The 23,183-nt window shown below is 56.6% G+C and carries 19 protein-coding genes and 2 pseudogenes; 8 read left to right on the top strand and 13 right to left on the bottom strand.

All coding sequences use genetic code 11. The features are described 5' to 3' along the window. Positions 1-6: 6 nt before the first annotated feature. Complete coding sequence (locus C5J22_RS18040; RefSeq protein WP_105439327.1) at positions 7-1,071, bottom strand: phosphotransferase; 1,065 nt, start codon at positions 1,069-1,071, stop codon at positions 7-9. A gap of 949 nt (positions 1,072-2,020) precedes the next feature. On the opposite strand from C5J22_RS18040, the gene C5J22_RS18035 reads away from it, so the two are divergent. After that, entirely contained in the window at positions 2,021-2,713 is a 693-nt protein-coding gene (locus C5J22_RS18035; RefSeq protein WP_105439326.1) for a haloacid dehalogenase type II, read from the top strand. A 376-nt stretch (positions 2,714-3,089) separates the two neighbouring features. On the opposite strand, the gene C5J22_RS18030 is transcribed toward C5J22_RS18035, so the two are convergent. Continuing rightward, positions 3,090-4,391, bottom strand: coding sequence for a D-amino acid dehydrogenase (locus C5J22_RS18030; protein ID WP_105439325.1), 1,302 nt, complete (start codon positions 4,389-4,391; stop codon positions 3,090-3,092). A gap of 33 nt (positions 4,392-4,424) precedes the next feature. Then, on the bottom strand, positions 4,425-5,543 hold the full coding sequence (gene alr / locus C5J22_RS18025) for an alanine racemase (RefSeq protein ID WP_245440454.1): 1,119 nt from the start codon (positions 5,541-5,543) through the stop codon (positions 4,425-4,427). 148 nt (positions 5,544-5,691) lie between these two features. Between alr and C5J22_RS18020 the strand changes: the two genes are divergently transcribed. Further along, a complete protein-coding gene (locus C5J22_RS18020) occupies positions 5,692-6,153 on the top strand; it encodes an Lrp/AsnC family transcriptional regulator (protein ID WP_105439500.1) in 462 nt (153 codons plus the stop codon). Between the two features lie 210 nt (positions 6,154-6,363). On the opposite strand, the pseudogene C5J22_RS31710 reads toward C5J22_RS18020, so the two are convergent. Together C5J22_RS31710 and C5J22_RS18010 are read right to left on the bottom strand one after the other, a co-directional pair. Beyond that, a pseudogene (locus C5J22_RS31710) lies at positions 6,364-6,597 on the bottom strand (IS66 family transposase); the annotation flags it as partial. Positions 6,598-6,798: 201 nt separating this feature from the next. Beyond that, entirely contained in the window at positions 6,799-8,079 is a 1,281-nt protein-coding gene (locus tag C5J22_RS18010) for a DUF3422 domain-containing protein (protein ID WP_105439323.1), read from the bottom strand. 538 nt (positions 8,080-8,617) lie between these two features. On the opposite strand from C5J22_RS18010, the gene C5J22_RS18005 reads away from it, so the two are divergent. Then, positions 8,618-8,971, top strand: coding sequence for a hypothetical protein (locus C5J22_RS18005; protein ID WP_245440453.1), 354 nt, complete (start codon positions 8,618-8,620; stop codon positions 8,969-8,971). A gap of 16 nt (positions 8,972-8,987) precedes the next feature. Here C5J22_RS18005 and C5J22_RS18000 read toward each other — a convergent pair whose 3' ends face one another. Continuing rightward, positions 8,988-9,959: a threonine/serine dehydratase gene (locus C5J22_RS18000; protein WP_105439322.1), complete on the bottom strand. Its 972-nt coding sequence runs from the start codon at positions 9,957-9,959 to the stop codon at positions 8,988-8,990. Between the two features lie 2 nt (positions 9,960-9,961). Then, on the bottom strand, positions 9,962-10,957 hold the full coding sequence (locus C5J22_RS17995; protein ID WP_105439321.1) for an ornithine cyclodeaminase family protein: 996 nt from the start codon (positions 10,955-10,957) through the stop codon (positions 9,962-9,964). Positions 10,958-11,212: 255 nt separating this feature from the next. On the opposite strand from C5J22_RS17995, the pseudogene C5J22_RS31705 reads away from it, so the two are divergent. Further along, a pseudogene (locus tag C5J22_RS31705) lies at positions 11,213-11,359 on the top strand (damage-inducible mutagenesis protein); the annotation flags it as partial. Between the two features lie 487 nt (positions 11,360-11,846). Here C5J22_RS31705 and C5J22_RS17985 read toward each other — a convergent pair. Continuing rightward, positions 11,847-12,605, bottom strand: coding sequence for a DeoR/GlpR family DNA-binding transcription regulator (locus tag C5J22_RS17985; protein WP_105439320.1), 759 nt, complete (start codon positions 12,603-12,605; stop codon positions 11,847-11,849). Positions 12,606-13,217: 612 nt separating this feature from the next. Here C5J22_RS17985 and C5J22_RS17980 point away from each other — a divergent pair. The 3 genes from C5J22_RS17980 (at position 13,218) to C5J22_RS17970 (ending at position 16,182) form a co-directional block, all read left to right on the top strand. Then, positions 13,218-14,387, top strand: a complete 1,170-nt coding sequence (locus C5J22_RS17980) for an MFS transporter (RefSeq protein WP_245440452.1) — start codon at positions 13,218-13,220, stop codon at positions 14,385-14,387. Positions 14,388-14,520: 133 nt separating this feature from the next. Then, entirely contained in the window at positions 14,521-15,303 is a 783-nt protein-coding gene (gene hisN / locus C5J22_RS17975) for a histidinol-phosphatase (RefSeq protein WP_105439499.1), read from the top strand. 228 nt (positions 15,304-15,531) lie between these two features. Next, positions 15,532-16,182, top strand: a complete 651-nt coding sequence (locus C5J22_RS17970) for an HAD family phosphatase (RefSeq protein ID WP_172746683.1) — start codon at positions 15,532-15,534, stop codon at positions 16,180-16,182. A 77-nt stretch (positions 16,183-16,259) separates the two neighbouring features. Here C5J22_RS17970 and C5J22_RS17965 read toward each other — a convergent pair whose 3' ends face one another. From C5J22_RS17965 to C5J22_RS17945, 5 genes are all read right to left on the bottom strand, one after another. Continuing rightward, positions 16,260-17,048 (bottom strand): sugar phosphate isomerase/epimerase, encoded by a 789-nt coding sequence (locus C5J22_RS17965; protein ID WP_172724459.1) that lies wholly within the window; start codon positions 17,046-17,048, stop codon positions 16,260-16,262. A 191-nt stretch (positions 17,049-17,239) separates the two neighbouring features. Beyond that, on the bottom strand, positions 17,240-17,776 hold the full coding sequence (locus C5J22_RS17960) for a gluconokinase (RefSeq protein WP_172746682.1): 537 nt from the start codon (positions 17,774-17,776) through the stop codon (positions 17,240-17,242). 169 nt (positions 17,777-17,945) lie between these two features. Continuing rightward, positions 17,946-18,923 (bottom strand): ABC transporter permease, encoded by a 978-nt coding sequence (locus C5J22_RS17955; protein WP_245437547.1) that lies wholly within the window; start codon positions 18,921-18,923, stop codon positions 17,946-17,948. A gap of 73 nt (positions 18,924-18,996) precedes the next feature. After that, complete coding sequence (locus tag C5J22_RS17950) at positions 18,997-20,523, bottom strand: sugar ABC transporter ATP-binding protein (RefSeq protein WP_371412640.1); 1,527 nt, start codon at positions 20,521-20,523, stop codon at positions 18,997-18,999. A gap of 52 nt (positions 20,524-20,575) precedes the next feature. Beyond that, the gene (locus tag C5J22_RS17945) at positions 20,576-21,502 is read right to left on the bottom strand and encodes a substrate-binding domain-containing protein (protein WP_105439318.1); all 927 of its coding nucleotides are present in this window, start codon (positions 21,500-21,502) and stop codon (positions 20,576-20,578) included. 518 nt (positions 21,503-22,020) lie between these two features. Here C5J22_RS17945 and C5J22_RS17940 point away from each other — a divergent pair. Beyond that, a complete protein-coding gene (locus tag C5J22_RS17940) occupies positions 22,021-23,154 on the top strand; it encodes a LacI family DNA-binding transcriptional regulator (RefSeq protein ID WP_105418279.1) in 1,134 nt (377 codons plus the stop codon). Positions 23,155-23,183 lie beyond the last annotated feature (29 nt).

Genomic DNA, 23,183 nt, shown 5'->3' with positions numbered 1-23,183 from the left:
ACATTCCTATCGTGTCAGAAGATCGGAGATCTGAGCGGTCGAAGTCGAGTGGAACCACTCCAGGTGGGCCCAGCCGGCCTCGGTATTGCGCAGAATGTAGCGGCTGTTGTCGGGGAAGATTTCGGCGCGCCAGCACGTGAGTAGCGCACGGGCCGCAAGACGGGCCATCGACAGGAAGGGGATGAGCCGCAGTTCCTCGTCAGTGAGTTCGGCGTGGCGGAGATAGCCGCGCAGAACGTCGCGCGGCTCGTCGAACAGGTCACGGCGGTTCCCGTAGCCAATCGTCTTTGGCATCTGATTCATCAACGCGGTAGAGACGTCGACCGCGATGGCGGTACGGACTGCATCTCCGAAATCGATAACGCCAGTCAGGAACTGCGGGGTGGCGTGATCAACGACAAGGTTCGAGGTATTAAAGTCGTTGTGGAGCACTTGCCGCCGGCATAGGTCCAGACTCGGCTTGATTTCGGCAAACCGCTCGAGTGCCCGGATCGTCCAGGCCTGCTTGCGACCCTCCGGAATAAAGCTCAATAGATTGGAGAGAGCGAGCAAATGGGTAACATCCCATGCTAGCGCCCGGTCGTCTGCAGGGTGAGAAAAATCGGCCATGGAATGACGCAGCTTTGCCAGGATCTCGCCGATCCGTTCGCGCTGTGGGGACGTGGAAGTCGTTCGGTCAAGTGGAGTACCGGGGAGGAAGGTGACTAGCCGCACCGCTCGCCGCTCGCCGGCACTGGTGGTGACGATGGGCAAATCCGCCCCGTCGACGTCGCGATGTGCACGAGGGATTGGGAGGTCAGGAGCTCTTTGCTCGATATGACGCATCAGCGCTACCTGGAAATCGAGCTCCTCCAGCCGCTCAGACGGATGGGCGATCTTTAGCACGAACTTCCCCTGGTGCCCGCAGTCAAGGAGGAAGGTGTCGTCTTTTTCGGTCTCGAAGCGGGTGGCCGAGCCACGCGCGCCGTATAGTCGTTCAGAAATTACTTCGGCTTCCGCTGCGCCGACGGGACAGCAGGCTTGGGAAAGCTCAGAGACGCAAGCTGGCCGAAACTGTTGATTGTCACTCATCGTCCATCCTATTCAGATCCCGCCCTGAGATAGGCAGCTCGACGGCCGGAATATCTCATATATTCTGATTGTACAACAATCGCACGGCGATTCAAGCTCTTTTGTCGCCTTGCTCGGTGACTTCCTGCCCGCGGATGGGTGGCAGTGTAGGAGAGCGTTCCGATCAACCCGCAATAAATCCCGAATATTCTCGCTATTTCGGCGAGTCAGTGGGGTGCCTTGTCGTTGTTGAACGGAGGCCTGCCCACGAGTGGCGGCCAAGCAATGTCAAATCGAGAACTAGAGATTGTTGTACAATTCTGTTGCTATCGCGGCGACCTTATGCTTATGTGCTCAGGCCGGTCGGAATGCAGGAAGGGAACGAAGTGCTCCGACAGGATTCGCTCATGGCAAGAAATAGGGGTGAGATGAAACTGAACAGACACAAACTCTTGAGCATATCGGTGTTGTCGCTGCCGCATTGCGGCCTACCGGCGCCGCGGCCTCCTTCGTGCCCGAACTGGCTCAACGCTCCGACAGAGCTCACCGAGATTGCTCCCAACAGCCATCGACCTTTCGTTTTTCGGGAGTCCTCCCAACGGTGGAGAAGGTTGATTTCGTGATCGAGTGCAATCTGCTTTTGGTCGGCTACGACTATCTGGCGACGTTCATCACGCCCGGAATCAGCGTGTGCCGAGTTGGACATGGACCGCTTGCTCGAGCTGGATGGCGTAACTGACAAGTACTTCAGTTTATGGTGTTGAGATCGCCGTTTTCTAGGAGAATCCGCCGCTATATCCGACGCTCGTATAGTAATACCGCAAATGTCGACGGCAACGTACTGGCACCGTAGCCGGAGAACAACAGCCATCTCCTCCGACCCAAAGCATCAGTGACTATATTCCTGCATCGTCCATATGATGATCCGTAAAGGCACAACGTGCCGTGAAAATTGAAAGGAACACACGCTATGACTGCCTTCCGACCAAAGTTCATCACCTTTGACTGCTACGGCACGCTGACTAACTTTGACATGGCCGGCGCCGCGCGTCGCGTCTACAGTGAGCGCCTCTCGCCAGAGGCGATGGTTTCCTTCATCGAGGCTTTTCGAGGCTACCGCCTAGACGAGGTTTTGGGTGCATGGAAACCTCTCGTCGAGGTCGTGCACAATTCCATCGAGCGTAGCTGCAAACGCATCGGCATCCAATTCAAACCGGAGGACGCCCAACTTATCTATGATGAAGTTCCAACCTGGGGTCCGCACGCGGACGTCCCGGCGGGACTGGTCGAGGTCGCCAAGGAAATTCCACTGGTCATCCTCTCTAACTCAATGAACAATTTGATCATGTCAAATGTAGAAAAGCTTGGCGCCCCCTTTCACTGCGTGATCACCGCCGAAGAGGTTGGCGCCTACAAGCCGCTGATGAAGGGCTTCGAATACATGCTCGACAAGCTCGGCTGCGGCCCCGAAGATATCACTCATGTGTCCTCCTCGTTCCGCTATGATCTGATGACGGCTTATGATTTGGGGATTAAGAGCAAGGTCTGGGTCAATCGCGGCCACGAGCCGGCCAATCCCTTTTACGGATACACCGAGATCGCTGACATCGGCGGCTTGGCTGCAGCCGTCGGCCTGGCTGCGCCAATGTCAAAAGCCGTTTGATCTGGGTGATTGCGAAGGTCGGGAGCGGGTCGCTTGACCCGCCCCGGCATAGGATCGCTGACTAGGTATTCCCGCAGAGCAACGGCGGTTCTCTCTCCCGCGCGCGCTCTGGCGTGGAGTCGTAGAATCCACCCCAGCAGATCCACGCTTCACCGGGTCTTTCGGAATCCTTCGACATTAACCGCAGTAAGTCGGCATCAGCAGAATCGTCCGCAACCAGATCCCCTTGGCCCTGGAGGAGAGCGTTCTTCACGTCAACTACGTCACCATCCGGTCAGGCCTCAAGGTCGACCAATGTGACTGATCACTTGCCGAGCGCCTTCGTACCTACCAGCTTGCCTATGCCACGGCATCCAAAACGCGAATCGTTGCAGGTTCAAAAGCTCCTCGACCGCACGAAGCTCTCGGTGACCGAGGAGCTGGCCCTGCGGCCATAGCGGCTGATCGACAGCCCGGCGGCGTCGATGTCTGGGGTGCGCTCGCTGACCAAGTCTGAAACCACTCGCGCCGACCCGGTGCTCATGGTCCAGCCAAGAGTTCCATGCCCGGTGTTCAGGTAAAGGCCCTTGATATTCGTGGGACCGACCACCGGAGTGCCGTCCGGCGTCATGGGGCGTAGGCCGGACCAGAAGCTCGCCTTTGAGACGTCTCCGCCAGGAAACAGCTCGGTTACCGAATGCTCGAGCGTTTTCCGCCGAGCCCGTGCGAGGTCGTTCGTGTAGCCCGAGATCTCGGCCATGCCTCCGACGCGGATGCGGTCGCCGAGACGCGTGATGGCGATCTTGTAGGTCTCGTCCATCACGGTCGACTCCGGCGAACGAGAGGGGTCGTCGATCGGAATCGTCAAGGAGTAGCCCTTGACCGGATAAACCGGGAGATGGATGTCGTGAGGCTTCAGGAGGAGCGGCGAATAGCTTCCCAACGCTACGACGACGGCATCGGCGGGAACCCGACCGCTGCCGGTCACGACGCCGCGGACGCGACCGGACTCTACGTCGAGGCCCTCTATCGTCGTCCCGTAGGAGAAGCGAACGCCAAGTTCGGCCGCCTTCTTCTCAAGCGCGTTGGTGAACTTGAAGCAGTCGCCGGTCTCGTCCTTCGGAGTGAGGAGACCGCCCACGATCTTCTCGCGGACGTGTGCCAGAGCGGGCTCGTAGCGAATGCATTCGTCACGATTGAGAACCTCGTGAGGAATTCCATCCGCCGCCAGCGCCACTACGTCGTTTGCGGAGGCGTCTAGCTGCTGCTGGGTCCTGAAAAGTTGCAAGGTTCCCTGCATACGTTCGTCGTAGGCGATTCCGGTCTCTTGACGCAGTTCCGCCAACGCCGAGCGACTGTAGTCTGAGAGGCGGAGCATGCGGCTCTTGTTGAGAGCGTACTTCTCATGGGTGCAGTTCGACAGCATCTTCAGCATCCACGACAGCATGGCAGCGTCGAACTTTGGACGGAGTATCAGTGGCGCGTGCTCCATGAACATCCACTTCAGAGCCTTCTGCGGGATGCCAGGTGCCGCCCAGGGCGAGCAGTAGCCGAAGGAAACCTCGCCTGCATTGGCGAAGCTAGTCTCCAGAGCCGGCCCGGACTGGCGATCGACGACGACCACCTCGTGACCTGCCTTCGCAAGCTGATATGCGGACGTGACGCCGATGATGCCGGCGCCGAGAACTGCGACTTTCATATTATCCTCGAGGAGAAGGGGCTCTTCCAGCCGTTAGCGATATTGGCGGTGATAGCGGTGGCCGAGGCCGGTGAGGATTTCGTAGGAGATAGTCCAGGCGTCGCGCGCGACGTCCTCCAACGTCTGGTTGGGCCCGAGGACTTCGACAAGGCTGCCGAGCCGGATTCTGCCAAGGGGCAGGGCGCTGATGTCGATCGTGATGCTGTCCATCGAGACGCGGCCGACGATCGGCAGTCGCACGCCTTCGAAGTAGACCGCGCCACGGTCGCCCAGGGAACGTGGCAGCCCGTCCGCATAGCCGGCCGCGATGGTCGCCAGTCTGGTCTCCCTGGAGGCGACATGGATGCCGCCGTAGCCGATCTTGGCGCCGGCCGGAACCGTCCGGGTCTGTACAACTGCGACGTCGAGGCGGACGACCGGCTCCATCGGATGCATATCGTCCGCATACGCGCCGCCGTACAACGCGATGCCGGGCCGGGCGAGGCCAAGGCGATAGGGCCTGCCGAGCAAGATTCCTCCGGAATTCGCGAAGGACAGTTTGTAGCCAGGAAATTCGTCGGCGATGGCTCGGAACGTTTCGAGCTGTTCCAAGTTCTGAACGCTTTCTCCGTCATCCGCCGACGCAAGGTGGCTCAGAAGGAAGAGGATCTCGACGTTGTCACCTAAGGCGATCTCCATGGCGAGCTGAGAGCGCTCTTCAGGTGGGAGCCCGAGCCGCGACATCCCAGTGTCGAATTGCACCGCTGCGGGCAATCGTCGTCCGAGCCTGCGCGCGGTCCGTGCCCAGCTCCGCCATTGATCGATCGAGTTGATGACCGGGACGATGTCCTCGTAGGCACATATGTCCTCGTTGCCCGGTTGTAGCCCATTGAGGACAAAGACCTGTGCATCTTGCGGCAGGGTCGGGCGAAGTTTCTTGGCCTCCACGAACTGCGCGACGAAGAAATGCCGGCAGCCACGCTCGTAGACGGCCTTCGCCACACGTTCCGCCCCGAGACCGTAGGCGTCGGCCTTGACCACCGCGGCGGCGCCGCCAGGCCCCGCCAGGTCGGCGAGCGCTTCGTAGTTGCGCCCGAGCGCTTCGAGGTCGAAGGTGAGATAACCGGAAGCTCCCTCGACGCTACCGACTTCATCGACCTGCAGTTCGCTCAATCTCACTGTTTGCAAAGTCGCGATCCCCGTACCTGCGTATGCTGGAAACATATTGAAATAATCGTCGAATATCCTATCAAAGAGTATTTGATTATGCGAAAATTCTATGTTCTGAAGAGGAATATGCGAGGCTTTGAAAGAATCCGCCGTGGTATCTTTGGACACTATCGACCGTAACGTCATCAGGCTCCTTCGCCTCAACGCCCGGACCTCGAATGCAAAGCTGGCCGAGGACGTCGGACTGTCTCCTTCCGCCTGCCTGCGACGAATCCGCATCATGGAAGAGGCGGGCGTGATCAGGGGCTACACCGCGCTCGTGGACACTTCCAACGTTGAGTCCTCGATCGCGGTCATCATCAATATCACGCTGGAACGCCAGACCGAGGAGCACCTCGACCGCTTCGAAGCTGCGGTCCGGAAGTTCCCCGAGATCCGCGAATGTTTTCTGATGACGGGAGGGTCGGACTACCTTCTGCGTGTCGAGGTGGCGAACGCAGGAGATTTCGAAAGGATTCATAAGGAGATCCTTTCGACGTTGCCGGGTGTGCTGCGCATTCACTCGAGCTTCTCGATCCGGAATGTGCTTGCCACGAAGCCGAAGCGCCTGTGAAAATGCTTCGCTCACCTCGACCTATTCAGCGCGCCTTGTAGCCTACAGATGGGCGCCAATGGTCGAAAGCAGTCGATTTGTCAGTGGAACGGAAAAGTTCTGCGCACGGTAAATTTCGCGAAAGTGTCACGCTATCCCGATTTGTCGGCACAAGGCTGCGGGCGCCTCGTATGAACTCCACGGAGGAGGGTGATGAGTTGGAAGACGCGCTCTTTGACTTCCTCGTCGAACGGCAGCGGCGAGCCCGTTGATCTCGCGCTCGATGTCGAACGAAGCATCCATCCGTTGACGCTTCTAATGCATGGCCGAAATCAGTGCGGCGCCACGATTGGCATTCGCAGCGATGTCAGCGAGCACAAAGAAATTGCCTCGCGCATGTGACCAGCAAGGCGCCTGCGTCAGCGGAGCCGCATTGCGATAAACCTTGAACAACGGACATGTGCCACTGTCAAAATAAACCACCAAGTGTAGAGCGAAAAATAGAACGTCGTCGGGCGACCTCTGGATTTGTACAGCTTGATGCACGCAACGCAACAGAACGCGGCAATGCGGTAGGACCACTATCACCGCCGCTGCCGCGATTGCTCGCAATACAGAAGGGTTGCGCCAATTGTCGGAGCGTGCGCGGGTCGAGCAGCGATACCTCTAGCTCTCTGTTTTAAGCGCATGCTTGACGCGGAAGATGGTGATCCCCACAGATCCCACAACCACGGGAATAGCGACAAGCATGATCAACGGATTTAGATGAAGCCCTACGTGGTCTACCGTTTCATATATAAGTTTGAGCAAGCTCAGCAAGTAATAGCTAATTGCGATCATAGAAAAGCCTTCGACCGCGCGCTGGATCTTGACCTGCGTCGCGGCGCGATTGGCCATCGCCTGGATCTGTGTGGCGTTCTGGAACTCAATCTCTACCTGGATCCGGGTTTGTAGCAGGTCGAGCAAGTGCATCGCGGCTCTCGATAGGTGCTCAAGCCTCAACGCGGTTGCTTCGCAGGTACGCACCGCAGGCTTGAACCGTCGCTCCACGAAGGTACCGAAACGTTGAAAGCCGGGGACATGGGTTTCCCGTAGAAGGGCTATCCTCTCTTCAACGATTTTGGCGTAGGCAGCGGTTGCGCCAAACCTGTTTCTGGCCTGCGCGGTGGCTGAAATGATATGCGATGATAGAACAGTAATCTCCTCAAGCAATTGCTTGTGCTGGTCTGCAGGCGTCCCCAAGTTGCGATTGGTCAGCCTAACGAGTTCAGCGTCATACTCGCCCAGAAGCGGGGCGAGACGACGCGCCTCCGGCAACCCGAGCAGCGCCATTGACCTATAGGTTTCGATCTCAACGATGCGACGTACCATGCGCCCCAGGCGATGTGCATTCAGGTCCTTGTTGAACAGAATGATCCTGCTTGAATTGTCCGCTCGAACACGAAAGTCGGAGCACACCTGCGCCGCCCCGCCGCCGATTGATGACGCGGCGGTATCGCCGAAGTCGAGGGCTTTCAGAACCGTTCCAAGCAGGTCAGGAGGGTTCCCGAGAACAAGAATACTCACGCGGCAAACGAGCAGAGGAGAACTCAACCCTGCTAGGCGCGCAAAATCACCTTCACACAGCTCGGCGTCCGGCCAACGCTCGGGCTCGGTGGCCAGTTTTCGGACCCGCGTCACCGTGACGAACTCAGTGTGCCGTTCCACTCTAACTGAAATTCCACCCTCGGCCTCGAGACTATCGTGGAACTCCTTGATTACGCCGTCCGACGGCAGGAAAGCGACGTGCTCTACGATCGCCGGACCGGTGAAATAAATCGACGGTCGAGCGTGAAGCTCAGAGTTGAAGTCTACCGTCTTCTGTTCAAAAATAGCTGGACTGGAGACCTGTGGTGTGGGAGCAGACGCCGTTGGCGAGAATGCTTCCTCAGCGCCCTTTGAAATCATTTCCGTCGTCCTCATTCCGTAAAAGCACACCGACTGGCGAACCTATATGAAGCGAATGCCATCAATTTGAAAAGCCCCGCCGGCGCGGAAAGAATCTGCTGATCCTGCTTGGAGTCCGAGCGCTTCTCGGTCGATTTGTGAGCAAGCCAGCTTTTCGCGCCGTCGTTTTTACCCGCTCGATGCCGGGCGGGATAGGCGCCTTGTAGACTTTGGATCTTGAACCGTAGGTAGCCACCACTAGGCGACCTGAGGCAGGATCATTCTCCAGCGTGACCCTGCCATCTCGGTAATCATGCGTGAATGGCTAGGCCGGGCGCGATCTGGCGCACGATGGCCGCCCGTGTTCGTTGCCTGACCTCTCGACGTTCGGATTTCGCTTGATGAGATCGAAAAAATCTTCGGCCAGCAACATGTGCATGCCCGGCCAGCGCCGGGCAGGCCAAGCGCTGATCGTCTACAGGGGTGAAGATTGGGGTCTGACTCACATTTGATGATTTCAAGTCGAAGCTGGGTGCGGCTATCAAAAGGAGTCAGCACCATGGCGACCAAATTTCGTTTGTCATCCCTGATCCCGGCCGGATTGATTGTAGAGCGTTCCGACGAGAGCGACGGGGTTATCATTGTTTTAGCGCGGGCTGCCACCGGTCGGCGTTCCAGCTCTTTGTGCAAACGTGTGTCTGATCGTATTGATAGCCGTTCCGTCCGGATTATTGCCGATTTGCCCTGTGCTGGCACTAAGGTTCAATTACGGCTGTCGGCACGACGCCTTGTTTGTGAGATGATATTCTGCCGTCGCCGGATTTTCGTCGAAAGGCTTGGTGAGCTTGTCGTCCTTTGTGAGAGAGGATATGAGAATTGCAGACGTCCAACAGCGATCGGCGTGGTTTACTGACCGAAGCTGAGACTGATCACCGCGCCAAATTGTAAATCTCGGCAAGGTCGCTTAGATCCCAATTGCCGCCGGACAAGACCGCACACACTTTCTCTTCTGGCCTCACGTCTATGCTGCCTGCCAACAGTGCTCCTATTCCGATGGAGGCGGCTGGTTCCGCGATCAATTTCGCATCCTTAGCAAGGGCACACATTCCGGCGATGATGTGTTCGTCTTCAACAAGAACAATCTCGTCGACATACTTTTCGATAATCGGGTACGGATTTTGACCCGGTACGCTTAACCTCAAACCGTCCGCAATCGTATTCTTTAACGGAAGCGATGTGCGTTCCTTATTTTTGCGGCTGTAAAAGTATTTCGGCGTCAAGGCAGGCTCTGCGCCGATAACGCGCACTGATGGCTTGGTTTCTTTTATCGCAGTGGCGATGCCCGAGATCAGCCCTCCACCGCCCAAGGGTACGATAACTGTGTCCACATCTTCCAAGTCTTCGAGGATCTCACACCCGATCGTTCCCTGACCAGCCATTACGACAGGGTCCTCGAAGCCGTGAATAACCGCATAATTGTTTCCTTCACCGATCTCGTAGACTTTTCTCCATCTAGCAGCGTTGTCACCATCAAAAAGGATGACTTCCGCGCCAAGGGCTTCTGTATTGGCGATCTTGATTTTTGGTGTGGTGACCGGTAGCACCAAAATCACTTTTACGCCAAGCATCCTCGCGGCATAAGCAAGCGCCTGGGCGTGGTTGCCCGACGAGGTCGCAATGATCCCGTTTGCGATCTCTTCTCGGGGGAGCGAGAGAACCTTGTTCAGGGCGCCGCGGATCTTGAATGCGCCAGTGATCTGCAGGGTTTCCGGCTTGAGGTAGAGCTGACAGCCAGCAGCTTTTTCGATTTTGTCGGCACGCAATAGCGGCGTGTGTCTGACATGCGGTTTTAGTCGTTGCTGAGCTTCACGGATGTCCTGAATGGTGGGATAGCTGCGCATTGTCATTCCTCAAAAAACTGGAAGAAAGTGCCGACGTTACCAGCTATTGCGTTCTGATAGATTTTGCTGGCGGTCGTGTTGTCTTGTATGGCCATCCCTGTGGAATCGAAGATCGTTATTTCATCATCACTTTCTCGTCCCGGCTTCCTTCCCAGCAGTACCTCACCGATTTCGCCGTGGATGTCGTCCTTGGCAATTATGTTTTTATTCAGCGGGTGCCAAGTCTCGCCTTTTTCCGTGCATTGAGAAAGCGAGTCGACGATGATTTTGGCGTTTCGAAAAAGCTCCGGATCCAGCTCCTGTTTGCCGCGTTGATCCGTGCCGATTGCAACGATGTGCGTACCGGATTTTACCCATTCCGCTTCCACAAGCGACCCTTTTCCTCTGGTCGTTGTAATCAAGATGTCGGCCCGTCCGACCGCCTCCTTCTTCGAGCTTGCGACGGTGACGGGAATCCCGAATTCACGCTCGATATCCGCCTTGTATTTGGAACTTGTTTCGTAGGTGCTGTCCCAGGCGTGAATCTCTTCGATCTTCATGATCTCGTTGATCGCCCGGATTTGCATTCTTGCCTGATTGCCTGTGCCAATCGACGCGATCGTTCTGGAGTTCTTTCTCGCCAGTGCTTTGACGGAGACGGCTCCCGCCGCCCCGGTTCTAAGGCCAGTGATCAAGCTACCATCCATGATGCAAATTAGCGCACAGCTCCTGGCATCGAACAGGAGAATGGTGCCCATGCTATTCGGCACGCCGTGTTCTACCGGGTTGTTCGTGAAGCCCCCGGAATGCGCCTTCATGGAGATGATTTCAGCGACCTTATGGTAGCCAAGCTTGAAGTCGATCTCGCCACGCAGGGAGGGCAGATGAATCCCGATATAGTCGGGCTGCTCCAACTGATCGCTGCTGAAGGCCCTGTAAGCCTCTTCGACCGCGCCGATGACCTCCATCATGCCGATAAGCCGTCCTACGTCATTCTTCTTGAGCAGCAGCGTTTTCATGCGTGACCTCTACCTCAACTCGTCGGATGCCCTCGGCGCATCACGATCTGAGCCGCACCAAACATAGTGGGTCCGGTGGGATCTATTGGTCGTATTCGTGAAACCCCAAGCAGATTGTTTCAAATCGCATGGCAATTTTGGCAGAGAGTTCCGGCAGGCTCCTTTTCGGAGCTTGAGCGGCGTGTTGGCAATATCCGGTCACCTCCATGCTGACATCGGCGAAGGATTGGGAGCTGATCCTGTCGATCCCACTCGCTGCCAATCGACTCCGCCCTGCCGGGAGGTGGGCTGGCTTTCGGCGCACTGCATGAATTTGCAGGCGGCGGGTCTGGCACGGTGGATGGTGCGGCGGCAGCCCTGTCTGCGACGGTTACTATTGCTGACAAGATAAAGGGTGGGATACCTTTCGACGAGCGATGATCTCCAGGCGCGGAAGCGATCAAGCGATGCTTCTAACAAGCGCGCCCTCCAGATAGAGCAGTCGTCTCGTGATACCACCAGTCCGCGTAGTTCCGCCTTCGCGAGCGAGGGTTGAGTTCCGCGAGATGGTCGGGCTGTGGAAGGGGCAGCCCCGACGCGCATATAGATTTGTTTAAGGAGCAGGCGCCCTTCTTTTTCCGACGGCTTCCGATATCGGCAGATGTGGTTCCTGCGGATATGCAGGCCGACCTGGTGCGTCTTATGAAGGAAATGCCGCTGAAGCCCTTCGGTTTTCATGGCTACGAAGGCAAGCGGCGCGTTGTCTCCTTCGGTGGGAAGGTTGATTTCGACACGCAGCTCTTTCATGGCATCCAAGCTCTTTATAGGCCACGCAGGTCGCGACTCTCCGATAGGTTGCAGGCCGGGTACGCGAGGCAAGGTTTTGTATGCTCGTTTGTCGCGAGTTTGGCTAAAAAACCTCGTGGACAACGACGCCTTTCTCAGAAAATGGAAGGGTCGATGCGCTTCCATCGTCTGAAACAGCGAATAATTTACCGATAGCGGACGCATCTGCGATCTTATAGGGCGCAATTGTGCCAATTTTGTCCATGGTTACCGGCACCCAAAGCTGATTTGATTGTTCAATCATACACCGCTTAAGCTCCGCCTCTTCAGCATCCAATGCGGTCAACCCCATATCCGCGTCTACACCGCACGTACCTAAAATGAAGATATCGGCGAAAATCCGCTTAGCTTCCCGCAGCGCCTGTCCACCTAAGCAAGCGCCTTTGGAAGGGTTGAATATACCGCCAAGCAAAATTGTCCGACACTTATCGTGGTTCTCGAGGGCGAGCGCTATGCTTGGAGCGTTCGTGATGACAGTCAGTTCCGGGCCGACTGGAATGGCGCCAGCAATTGTGATGTTCGTCGAGCCTGCATCAATAAAAATGGTTTGACCGGACGTAAGCAGTTGTCCGATTGCGGCTCCGAGTCTGTGCTTCGCGTCGCTTAGTATGGCCGAACGAGCTTGGATGGTCCCGAGGTCAGGTGCGGGCGACAGCGCGCCGCCATAAACTCTGCGGCACCAACCCAGTCGTGCCAACTCTCTCAAATCACGCCTGACGGTATCTTCGGAAACACCAAAATCAACGGCTAGCTGCGCGGCAATCACCTTTCCTTTTCGCGCGAGTTCTCCTCGAATTTTGTCGTGGCGCTCTTCTGTCAACATGCAACACGTCTTCCCGTTTCACCAGGTTATTGCACATTGATGCACGATATGTAAAGCTACGGGTGGCATTGACTTATCAACGTGCACGAACAAGTACCTGGCCGGCGCGGCCTCGAGCAGGCTGTCGGACGGGAAGATTGGCTTAAGTGATCGGTCGCTCACGCGATTCGCCGCCAGAAGAAAGGGCAAAAAAGATGCGCTTGCACCATGTTCGCTCTGGGTGTCTGACCTCGACGGTTCAGCACGCTTTTGTCCGCGGTATCTCGGTGCAACGTCGGAGATCTCTACGAGAGCAAGAGCCCAATCGGCTTCAATTCACGGTTCCTGACAATGCCGGGTGCCGACCTTGATCGAACTGATGAGCAAGCTCAGCTGTCGGAAGGCCACGACCATTTCGGCTGGGCACATATTGCTCTTTCGCTTGGCAGCCAGAAGGCCGTTGATGACGCTGTTTCGCATTTCTCGAAAGGCGACAGGCTAATCCTTGGTGGCGGACCACCGGCGATGGCTTCTACGAGGCCATGGCCTGACGGCATAGAAATCGAACTCACGACCTAACCAAAAAACACTAGGAAACACAGCCGAAAACGGCTCACATATCAAGGATACGACGTGACCAGCAACTATACCTCAATTCCAGCCCACCACGATTTGAGCGGTCGGCGTGAACAGTATGCAACGAGGGCGGTCTTTCTAATAGCCGGCATTGGAATGGCCGCCTGGGCACCACTCGTGCCGTTTGCAAAGGCGCGCGTGGCTGTCGGAGACGCCACATTCGGCCTTCTGCTTCTTTGTCTTGGACTGGGGTCAATCGTAGCGATGCCGATCACCGGCATTCTGGCGTCCAAGTTCGGATGTCGAGCCGTGATCGCCGCTTCCTCAATTTTATTAGCTATCGGCGTACCCTTTCTCACGCTTGCCAACACGTCTATTGAACTTGCGCTGGCATTGGCATTCTGCGGCGCAAGCGTTGGCACGCTCGATGTCGCGATCAACGTTCAGGCGGTGATTGTTGAAAAAGACAGCGGCCGCAACATGATGTCGGGCTTCCATGGTCTGTTCAGTTTGGGTGGTATCGTTGGCGCCGGTGGCGTCAGCCTTGTCCTGGCTGCCGGCCTGTCGCCTTTCGGAGCGACCCTGATCGCAAGCGCATCAATGTTGATCCTTCTGATTGCCTCATACTCTGGCCTGCTGCCCTACGGGAATCGCGACGCGGGCGCCACGCCGCTCTTCGTTCTGCCGCGAGGCATTGTCATTCTCATTGGCGTTCTCTGCTTCATCGTTTTTTTGGGTGAAGGGTCTATTCTGGATTGGAGTGCGTTGTTCCTCATTTCTGCACATGGACTCGATCAATCTTATGCCGGGTTCGGTTATACAATGTTCTCGATCGCTATGACGTTCGGCCGCTTGATCGGCGACTGGATTGTCAAGACGTTGGGCGGTGCCAAAGTGGTCTTCTTCGGCGGCCTGTTGTCTGCGGCCGGTTTCCTTCTTGCAGTCGTTGCTCCAAATGCTTCTGTCGCGCTTAGCGCATTTGCACTTGTCGGATTGGGCGCTTCAAACATCGTGCCCGTGCTATTCACCGTAGCAGGTCGGCAGAAGGCAATGCCGTCCAGTCTCGCGATCGCCGCCGTGACTACGGTCGGCTATGCGGGGATTCTGCTGGGACCAGCCTTAATTGGATTCGTTGCGCAACACTTCAGTCTCTCGACCGCGCTGGTGATGCTTGCCGGTCTTCTGCTCGTCGTTGCTCTTGTCGGGCCGCGTTCCGCCGCCCGTTAAGCCGAAGTGTAGGATCGGGGGCGGCGTCATCGCGGCCTCGATCATCTCAGCCAACATCATACAGAACGTCGGATCACCGGCGGAACATAAACCTTGCGGTCGACTTAAGCCGCCCATCGATATGGATCCCAACATGACAAAGCTACCTGACGCGCTGTTCCTGCATCGTCTTGCCGATGCGGCTGACGCGGAAACGATGCAACGGTTCAGGACGCGCTTGAATGTGCAGACCAAGCCGAAAGACGGGTACAAGTTTGATCCCGTGACGGATGCGGACAGAGCGGCGGAAGTTGCTATCCGGGCGATTATTCGTGACGTTTACCCCGACCATGCCATTGAGGGAGAGGAATTTGGTGTCTCTGGTTCTGGCGATATACGTTGGGTCATCGACCCCATCGATGGGACAAGACCCTTCCTGCTCGGTATCCCCGTTTGGGGAACTCTTATCGGAATGACGGAAAAGGGTCATGCCGTCAGCGGCATGATGAGCCAGCCGGTCACGAGAGAACGCTTCTGGGCGGACCGGACGGGATCCTGGATGCAGAGGGATAGCAAGACCATCGAACTCAAAACAAGTGAAAAGGTCGATCTAGCCGACGCAATCCTTCACACGAACAGCCCCGAGCCGATTCTGCGGAACCCCCAAATCTCGTTCGGGGCTCTCAACCGTCAGGTCAAAATGACGCGTTATGGCGGCGAGTGCTACGCCTTCGCGATGTTGGCCGCCGGGCATATAGACATCTGCTTCGAATTCTCGCTTCAGCCCTATGACATAGTGGCCATCATTCCGATCATCGAGAAAGCGGGTGGTGTCGTGACGACCCTGAGTGGCGGCAATGCCGCGGCAGGTGGTCCCGTCGTCATCGCCGCGAACACCAGCTTGCACGCTCAGGTGCTTCAGATCCTAAACGGCTAACGATCCCACGGTAGCAACGAGATGAGCATCGGCCGGAATGCTGCACTTGTTTACATCAGCTCTTTTACGTGGATATGAGGTGAGAGCTCCAGCCTGTTTCCAATCCGTTACGAAGACGTAGCGAGGACCCGTTCGTGTCTGGAAACGACCCATTCGGCCCCGCCATCAGTCCTCCGGGCAGAATTTCCAACATAGCAAGGCCGCACAATGCCTCCTGGACAGATTGCAATGATAGCCGTCATCTTTGACCTGGATGGAACTCTCGTCGATAGCGAGAACCAGCACTTCGCGTCTATGTCTGACGCATGTCGTTCAATGGGATGCGAGCTGTCTCCGGATCTGGCTTCGAGGTTGTCTGGCCTCAGCACGGATGCCTGTCACGCTCTGCTTCAGCGTGAAGCGCAGCTTGTCGGTTCCTTCGACGATTTCGTCGATGCCAAACACAGGTACTATCTCGATCGCGCATCAACGTTGACCATACGCGCTGGTGCTGAAGAAGTGCTCTCATTTCTCGCGCGATCGAGCATTCCATTTGCCATCGCGTCCAACTCTAGCAGGACTGTCGCCGACGCAAATCTTGCTGCCAGCGGGCTGGATTCCACCAAAGTCATTTCGATCAGCCGGGACGATGTCGAGTTCGGGAAGCCACATCCCGATCCATTCCTCAAGGCAGCGGCATTGCTTGGCGTGGATCCGCAGTCATGTGTGGCGGTTGAAGACAGTGTGCCCGGCGCGATTGCGGCCCACGCCGCAGGCATGCAGGTGATCGGCTGGCCAGAACCGCATCGTGCCCAGATCATCTTCCCCAGTGGGACGCGCCTAGCCGATCCCAATGACCTTTACGCCACACTGGTACACTATTATGAGCGGGTAAGTTGATCGCGGCCGCTTGAACTGGCTCTCTCAGCCGATCCTTGAATTTGCCTTCATCAGGTCCGACTGCTCAAAATTCGCGATCAGCTAAAGCGGCTCAAGTACAGGTAGGCGTTTTTGGCAAACTGCTCCGGGTGCTCTGGATCATCGTGCTCAGCTATTAGAAGTCGTGCACCCTCCTGGACCGCGCTTCTTATCAGCAAAGGCAATACTAAAATCCCGTCCCCGACCTCCGCCCACACATAACCCCTATTTTCGGAAGATATGGCGACGTCTTTTATATGCGCGGCGACCAGCCTTGATTTCAAGCGACGGAGCCAGACGCTCGGATCTGCACCACCGAAGCGTATCCAGCCGATGTCTGCTTGCCATCTCAGCAGACCACTGTCGTCCGCGCGGAACAGTTCTTCGATGGGCGACCGACCTGAATTGAGGATGTCAAAGCACTCTCCACCATTATGGAAGCCAAGTTCGATGCCGCTGCCAAAAAATCGTTCTGCCAGAATACCGAGACAAGCTCCCGCTCGTGCCCATTGAGAAGCGTCCCGCACCTTTTGAATTCGCAAATCGTGTACGAAGACACTTCGTATTCCTACGATGAGGCAGGCGTCAAGAATGGCGCCGGCGTTGTCGATGAGGAACTGATACTCGACGTGCAGGGTCGTGCATTCCAGCCCCCGGACATCCAGCATTGTTCTGAAGATCGACGGTTCATTGATATGGATTTGCAGGCATTCGACCATCTTGAAACCGGCGTTGCGAGAGGCCTCAAGCTGTGCATCGATGGATCCTAGGCGCCTCATCGAGAAAAGCTGCAGCGCTATCGAAACAGACGCGTGACCCCACAGCGCCGTGTTTGGCGCTTCGACCATCGACGGAACCGACCTCGAACCTATTGCTGAGACCATCTGATGCAGCAGCGCTCCCGTGACCCCTGAGATCGCCCGGAGCTTAGCCGGACTGATCGCAGCAGCGCAAGGACGTGAGGATCAGCCTGCCGTTTCTCGCAGTCACAGCAGCAGCTTATCCTCCAACCAGTTTCCTCAATGTCAGAGGAAACGGGTCATTGCGCGGCCTGTCGGTTCTCACCGGAGAGTATGGTCATGAACTGCTCGACGATTCTCTCGGGTGTAGCAGCGTCGATCGTTATCACGTCATCCTCGGTCGAAGGATCTTCCAGGGTGTGGAACTGGCTCTCGATCAACGCGGCGGGCATAAAATGCCCAATCCGACAGCCAAGTCGCTGATTGGCTTCTTCACGGGAGATTCTCAGATAGAGGAATGTCACCGTACAGCCTGCGAGTGATCGCAATTTATCCCGGTATCGCGCTTTCAACGCGGAGCAAGTGATCACCGGCGGATCATGACTATCGGAAGCTAAGGCGCGACCGATGGTTTCTAGCCACTCAACCCTGTCATTATCGGTCAGCGGTGTGCCAGCGGTCATCTTTGCAATGTTGGTAACGGAATGAAGCTCATCACCCTCCACAAACGTCTGTTGAAGCCGAGCCGCGACCAAGCGTGCAACCGATGTCTTCCCGCATCCTGACACTCCCATCACGATTACTGGTATCTTGTGCATTTGTCGTGCGACCATCATGCAGTCTTCTCATGCCTGTGAGGTAATTTTCCGCCTACGGCGATGCCTCTTTACCCTTAAGCCAACGCTTTACAGACCAGTACCAATTCAGAAGTTGCCGTGCGGCATAAGGCGAGAAATAGCGGAACGTGGACATTTCTTGGGTCTCCAATGGTGTCAAATGCAGCGGTCAACCCCGACCGCGACGGTTGCGATAGACGTCAACCGTCACTGCGGCGACAATGATGACGCCCTTGACGATCTCCTGGTAGTAGGCGTCAACGCGCAAGAACGTGAAGCCAGAGGACATTACCCCCAGGATGATGACGCCGATGACCGTCCCAGTGATCCGTCCGATCCCGCCGGCTAGCGACGTTCCGCCGATAACGGCTGCTGCAATTGCGTCAAGCTCGTAGTTGACGCCCATGCCGGATTGCGCTGTCTGGGCACGCGCTGCGGTGACGATTCCAGCGAGTCCGGCGAGCATGCCGGCTATCGCATACACCTTGACCAGGTGCGCCTCCACATTGATGCCCGACACGCGCGCGGCCTGCATGTTCGAGCCAATAGCGTAGGTGAATTTGCCGTATCGAGTGTACTTCAGGGCGACATGGAAAATAATTGCGACCACGATGAACACGACGACCGGCCAGGCACCGGAGCCGATAAAGGTGAACTGGTCAGTCAGACCAGAGATTGGCTGGCCCTTCGTGTACCATTTGGAAATGCCTCGCGCTGCAACCATCATACCGAGGGTGGCAATGAACGGAGGTATCCGAGCATAGGCAACAAGGGCACCGTTGATGAGTCCGGCTATCGCTCCGAGGATGATGCCGACGCTAATCGGCACGATTGCCGGCATGTCGGTGAAGCCGGGATATAAAGCCCGTGTCCATTCGGAGGATTGCGCTACGCTCGCAGCGATCATTGCGGTCATGGCGACCACGGAGCCTGCCGAGAGATCGATGCCGCTGGTGATGATTACCTGCGTGACGCCAACGGCGATGATGCCGACTACGGAGACCTGCAGGATCGTGATCGTCAGGCGTTGCGTGTTTGCAAGAAAGCTCTGGCCGATGAATATCCAGCCCATTGCCTCATAGATCAGGGCAATCCCGACGAGGACAAGGAGGATGTTGAGTTCCTGAGGAGGCTTCCATCTCTGCATAGCAGGGGAGGGCGCAATGCGAGTTTTTTCAGCGAGATTCTTTTCCATCGGAGTTGTTCCCTTATTGGTCCGATCAACGGGATGCCAGTTCCATTACGGCGACCTGGGTCGCATCGCTCCGCGGCAGGATGCCCGTCACCTTCCCTTCGTGCATGACCAGGACGCGATCGCTCATCCCCAAGACTTCGGGAAGCTCGGACGAGATCAGAATGACCGCTGCGCCGGATTTGGCGAGACTGGAAACGAGACCGTGGATTTCCGCCTTTGCGCCAACGTCGATACCCTTTGTCGGCTCGTCGAGAATGAGGATCCTTGGTGCGGTGAGTAGCCACCGCCCAATTAACACCTTCTGCTGGTTCCCACCCGACAGGTTCTGGATGCTCACGTTCAGGCCAGTCATCTTGATGCGCAGCCTACGCGCCATTTCGGCGCAATCCACGGCGACAGAGCCGCCCTGTACGAAGCCCGAGCGTGTATAACGGGTTTGTAGTGCTGCGATCTGCATGTTTTCGAGAATGTCGAGCGCGAGAAGACAACCTGTTTCCTTGCGATCCTCGGTGAGAAAGGCCATGCCGTGCGCAATCGCATCGCTTGGCTTTCTGATTTGTACACTCTGTCCGGCGATGCGAATTTCGCCGGATGTCGGGGGGGTGACCCCGAAGAGGGCTTCCGCAACGTTTGAGCGCCCCGACCCTATGAGCCCGGCCATTCCGAGGATCTCGCCTGCGCGCAAATCGAACGAGACGTTGGAGAAAACACCTTCGAGATCGAGGTTTTTCACCGACAAAAGGACGTCGCCCAGTTCAACGTCCTCTTTGGGAAACATCTGAAGGACTTCTCTGCCCACCATCCGCCGGATGATTTCGTCGCGACTGATGGTGCTGGCCGAATGCGTTGATATATATTTGCCGTCGCGGAAGATGGAGATTTCGTCAGAGATTTCCAGGATTTCGTTCATTTTGTGCGAAATATAGACGACACCTTTGCCTTCGGTCCTCAGTTCCCTGATGATCTCGAAGAGATGGCTCACCTCCCGATCGGTAAGGGCCGAAGTCGGTTCATCCATGATCAAGACTTCGGAATCATATGAGACAGCCTTGGCGATCTCGACCATTTGCCGGCTGGCGACCGACAGGGTTCTGACCTCGCCATCCGCCCGGACGTTAATGCGAAGGCGCTGGAGAAGATCGTTTGTGATCCGGTTCATCTTCTTGTGGTCGATGAACCCGAACGCATTGCGCGGCTCTCGCCGTATCCAGATGTTCTCGGCCACGGTCATGGAGGCCATCAGGTTCAATTCCTGATGGATCATGGCGACACCCTTCTCGAGCGCATCCAGTGGCGTCGAGAGCATAACCTCTTTTCCCTTGAGGTGTAGCGACCCTGCGTCCGGCTGATAAATTCCTGCAAGGATCTTCATCAACGTAGATTTGCCGGCGCCATTTTCACCCATCACGGCGTGGACGCTACCGCTCCGGAGGTTGAATTGCGCGCCGTCAAGCGCGACCACGCCTGGAAACTCTTTCCGAATGCCTTGCGCACTGAGAAGCAAGGCCTGTTCGGCTGTGGGATCGGCCAATGTAACGTCGCTCATGACAATTCCTCCGAAAATAAATTGCGCGCGACCTGTGGTCGCGCGCAAATTGTGAACCTTACTTAAGGAAGTTCGCGAGATTGTCCTTGGTAACCAACGTCAGATTCGAATAGATCTTCTTCTCGGTGGGCTCGCCCTTCACGACCTTTAGGATCGCGTCTAGTGCATCCTTGCCCTGCACCGCTGGATCCTGCTGTACGGTTACAGCCATGTCGCCGGCTTTCATTGCAACGAGAGCGTCCTGCGTGGCGTCGATACCTGCGACAACAACGTTTTTCGTGGAGGCTCCCGATGCCTTCAATGCCTGGATGGCGCCGAGGGCCATCTCGTCGTTGTTTGCGATGACGGCGTCGAACTGCGTGCCGGCCGTGAGCCAGTTGGTAACCAGATCGAGAGCGTTCGTTCTCTGCCAGCCAGCCGTCTGTTCCTCAACGATCTTAATGCCCTTGCACTCATCCGATTTGAAGACGTTGTGAACGGCCTCGGTTCGGCCGCGAGCGACAAGCGTGCCCAGTTCACCCATCAGGATGACAGCATTGCCCCTGCCGCCCAACGCTTTGCAGACGGCGGTGGCTTCAAGTGTGCCCGCCTCGATCTGATCGGATCCGACGAATACCTGCTTTGCCGGCAGCTTGTCGATGTTGCTCGGCTGGTTGTTCGCAAAGACCATGGGAATTCCGGCATTTTCGACGGTCTTTGAGATCGTCACGCCAGCGTCTGCTTCGACAGGAATGACGATAATTCCATCGACCTTGCTGGCGATGAAGTTGTCGATCTGGCTCTGCTGCTTGGAGACATCGCCTTGCGCATCTTCGATCAGCAGCTTGACGTTACCGAGCTCCTTCGCGCGTGCTTCCAGGCCGCTACGCAGAATTGCGAGAAAGTTGTCATCGAAACGCTGCATGCTGAAACCGATCGTGGTTTCGGCGTGCGCGGATGCAGCGATGGTTGCTGCGAATACGGCTGCGAGTGCGAATTTCTTCATGTTCCTGCTCCGGTGTGTGGGTGATCATTCTTTGCCCGTTTTCTGTTTCCTGCCGGAGCCCTATACGGGTAGGCGCTCACGGGGCGCACACGTCCCCGATCGCGGCAGTCCACAGACAGCCTCGGTTTGGGTTGTGTGGGGGAGTTTGCGTCGCTGGGTGCTCGACATCGGCCGAGAACCTGGAGTTTTGCGATAATTCTTCGAGCGGAGCGGCCGCCTTCTCCCAAAAGGAAAGCCACCCCTTCGATAGGTGAAACGATAAACTTGACATTTGGTTTGTGTCAATCGCCATGGCTGTGAATTCTTATAAAATTTTGAAAGGAGCTCCATTCTGGGGGCATTGTATTCATGAACCCCGGATAATCGGCGCATAAAGGCGCAAAAAAAATTTGACAACAAGTTATCGAGGTGTATCGTTACACCAACCAAGCGAGATTTGTCGGAGGGCGCACATGTCCTCTGTCGCATCCTTCCTTCGGTGATATCCTTGTCGCTCCAGTAGCCTGGACGGCCTGATCATGGATGATGAACATATGGAAACCACACGGCCGAAGCGAAGCGAACGGCGATCGAGTGCTCAGGGCGCGACATCGGTAGATGTTGCAGCCGATCGCGCGACCATTCAGGATGTGGCCAAAGCCGCCGGCGTCTCCAATACGAGCGTCTCGAATTACATGAACGGCAGGCTGGAGCGGCTGGGTCTGGAAACAAGGGCGCGGATCGCGGATGCGGTGGGACGTCTCGGTTTCAAGCCAAATCAAGCCGCCCGGCAGTTGAAGACCGGTAAAACCAAGGGGATAGCGCTCGTTGTTCCCAGTATCGTCAATCCGTTCAACGGCCAACTGGTTTTCGCGATCGAGCAGGCTGCGGTCAAGGCTGGATACGCTGTCCATCTCTGCAACACGATGCGCGACAATGCAGTCGAAAAGCGCTTTCTGGAGAACCTGGTCGGTTTGGGTGTCAGCGATCTGATCACCATTGCGCCGCTGAGTGCCCGGAAAGGCTTTTACGGACCGCAAAGCGATTTCTCCGTTGTCGCGATTGACGCGGACCGGTCGGATCTTCGCCTCCCTCGCCTCGATACGATCAACTTCAATCATGAAGTAGCGATCGATCTGGCAGTGGAACACCTGTACGAACTCGGGCATCGCCGCATTGCTTACGTCACGGATCCGATGATCACATACAGTCGCCGCAAGCGTCTGGCTGGTTTTAAGGCCGCCATGGCAAACAGAGGCCTCCAGGGCGATCTGGTCGTATTGCTCGATGCAGATCACGGAGCGCGTGATATCGCTGACGCCGAGATGCTGGAAGTTGGCCGAAGTGCAGCACCGGAGGTGCTGAAACTTCGCCCTCGGCCAACTGCTGTTGTGGCTTTCAATGATATGATTGCTCTCGGTCTCCTCGCAAGCTTCAGACAAGCTGGTCTATCCGTGCCCGGCGACCTCTCCTTGGTTGGAATAGACGATGTCTGGGTCAGTCAACTATCTTATCCGGCGTTGACGACGGTACGCCAACCCATCGAGGCGATGGGCGCGGCGGCCGTCGATCGGATCATAAACCATTTGGCAGGGGCTGTCGGGGGAGGTTCCGACACGCTTTTCCTGCCCGAACTCACAGTGAGGGAGACATGCGGAGAACCGTCCAGCTAAGCGCGCGGTAACAGCAGGTCCCAACAAAC

It is taken from the genome of Neorhizobium sp. T25_13, assembly GCF_002968675.1.
Lineage (GTDB): Bacteria > Pseudomonadota > Alphaproteobacteria > Rhizobiales > Rhizobiaceae > Neorhizobium > Neorhizobium tomejilense.
Note: the sequence above shows the minus strand (reverse complement) of the source record. Positions and strands in the feature narration are given on the sequence as shown.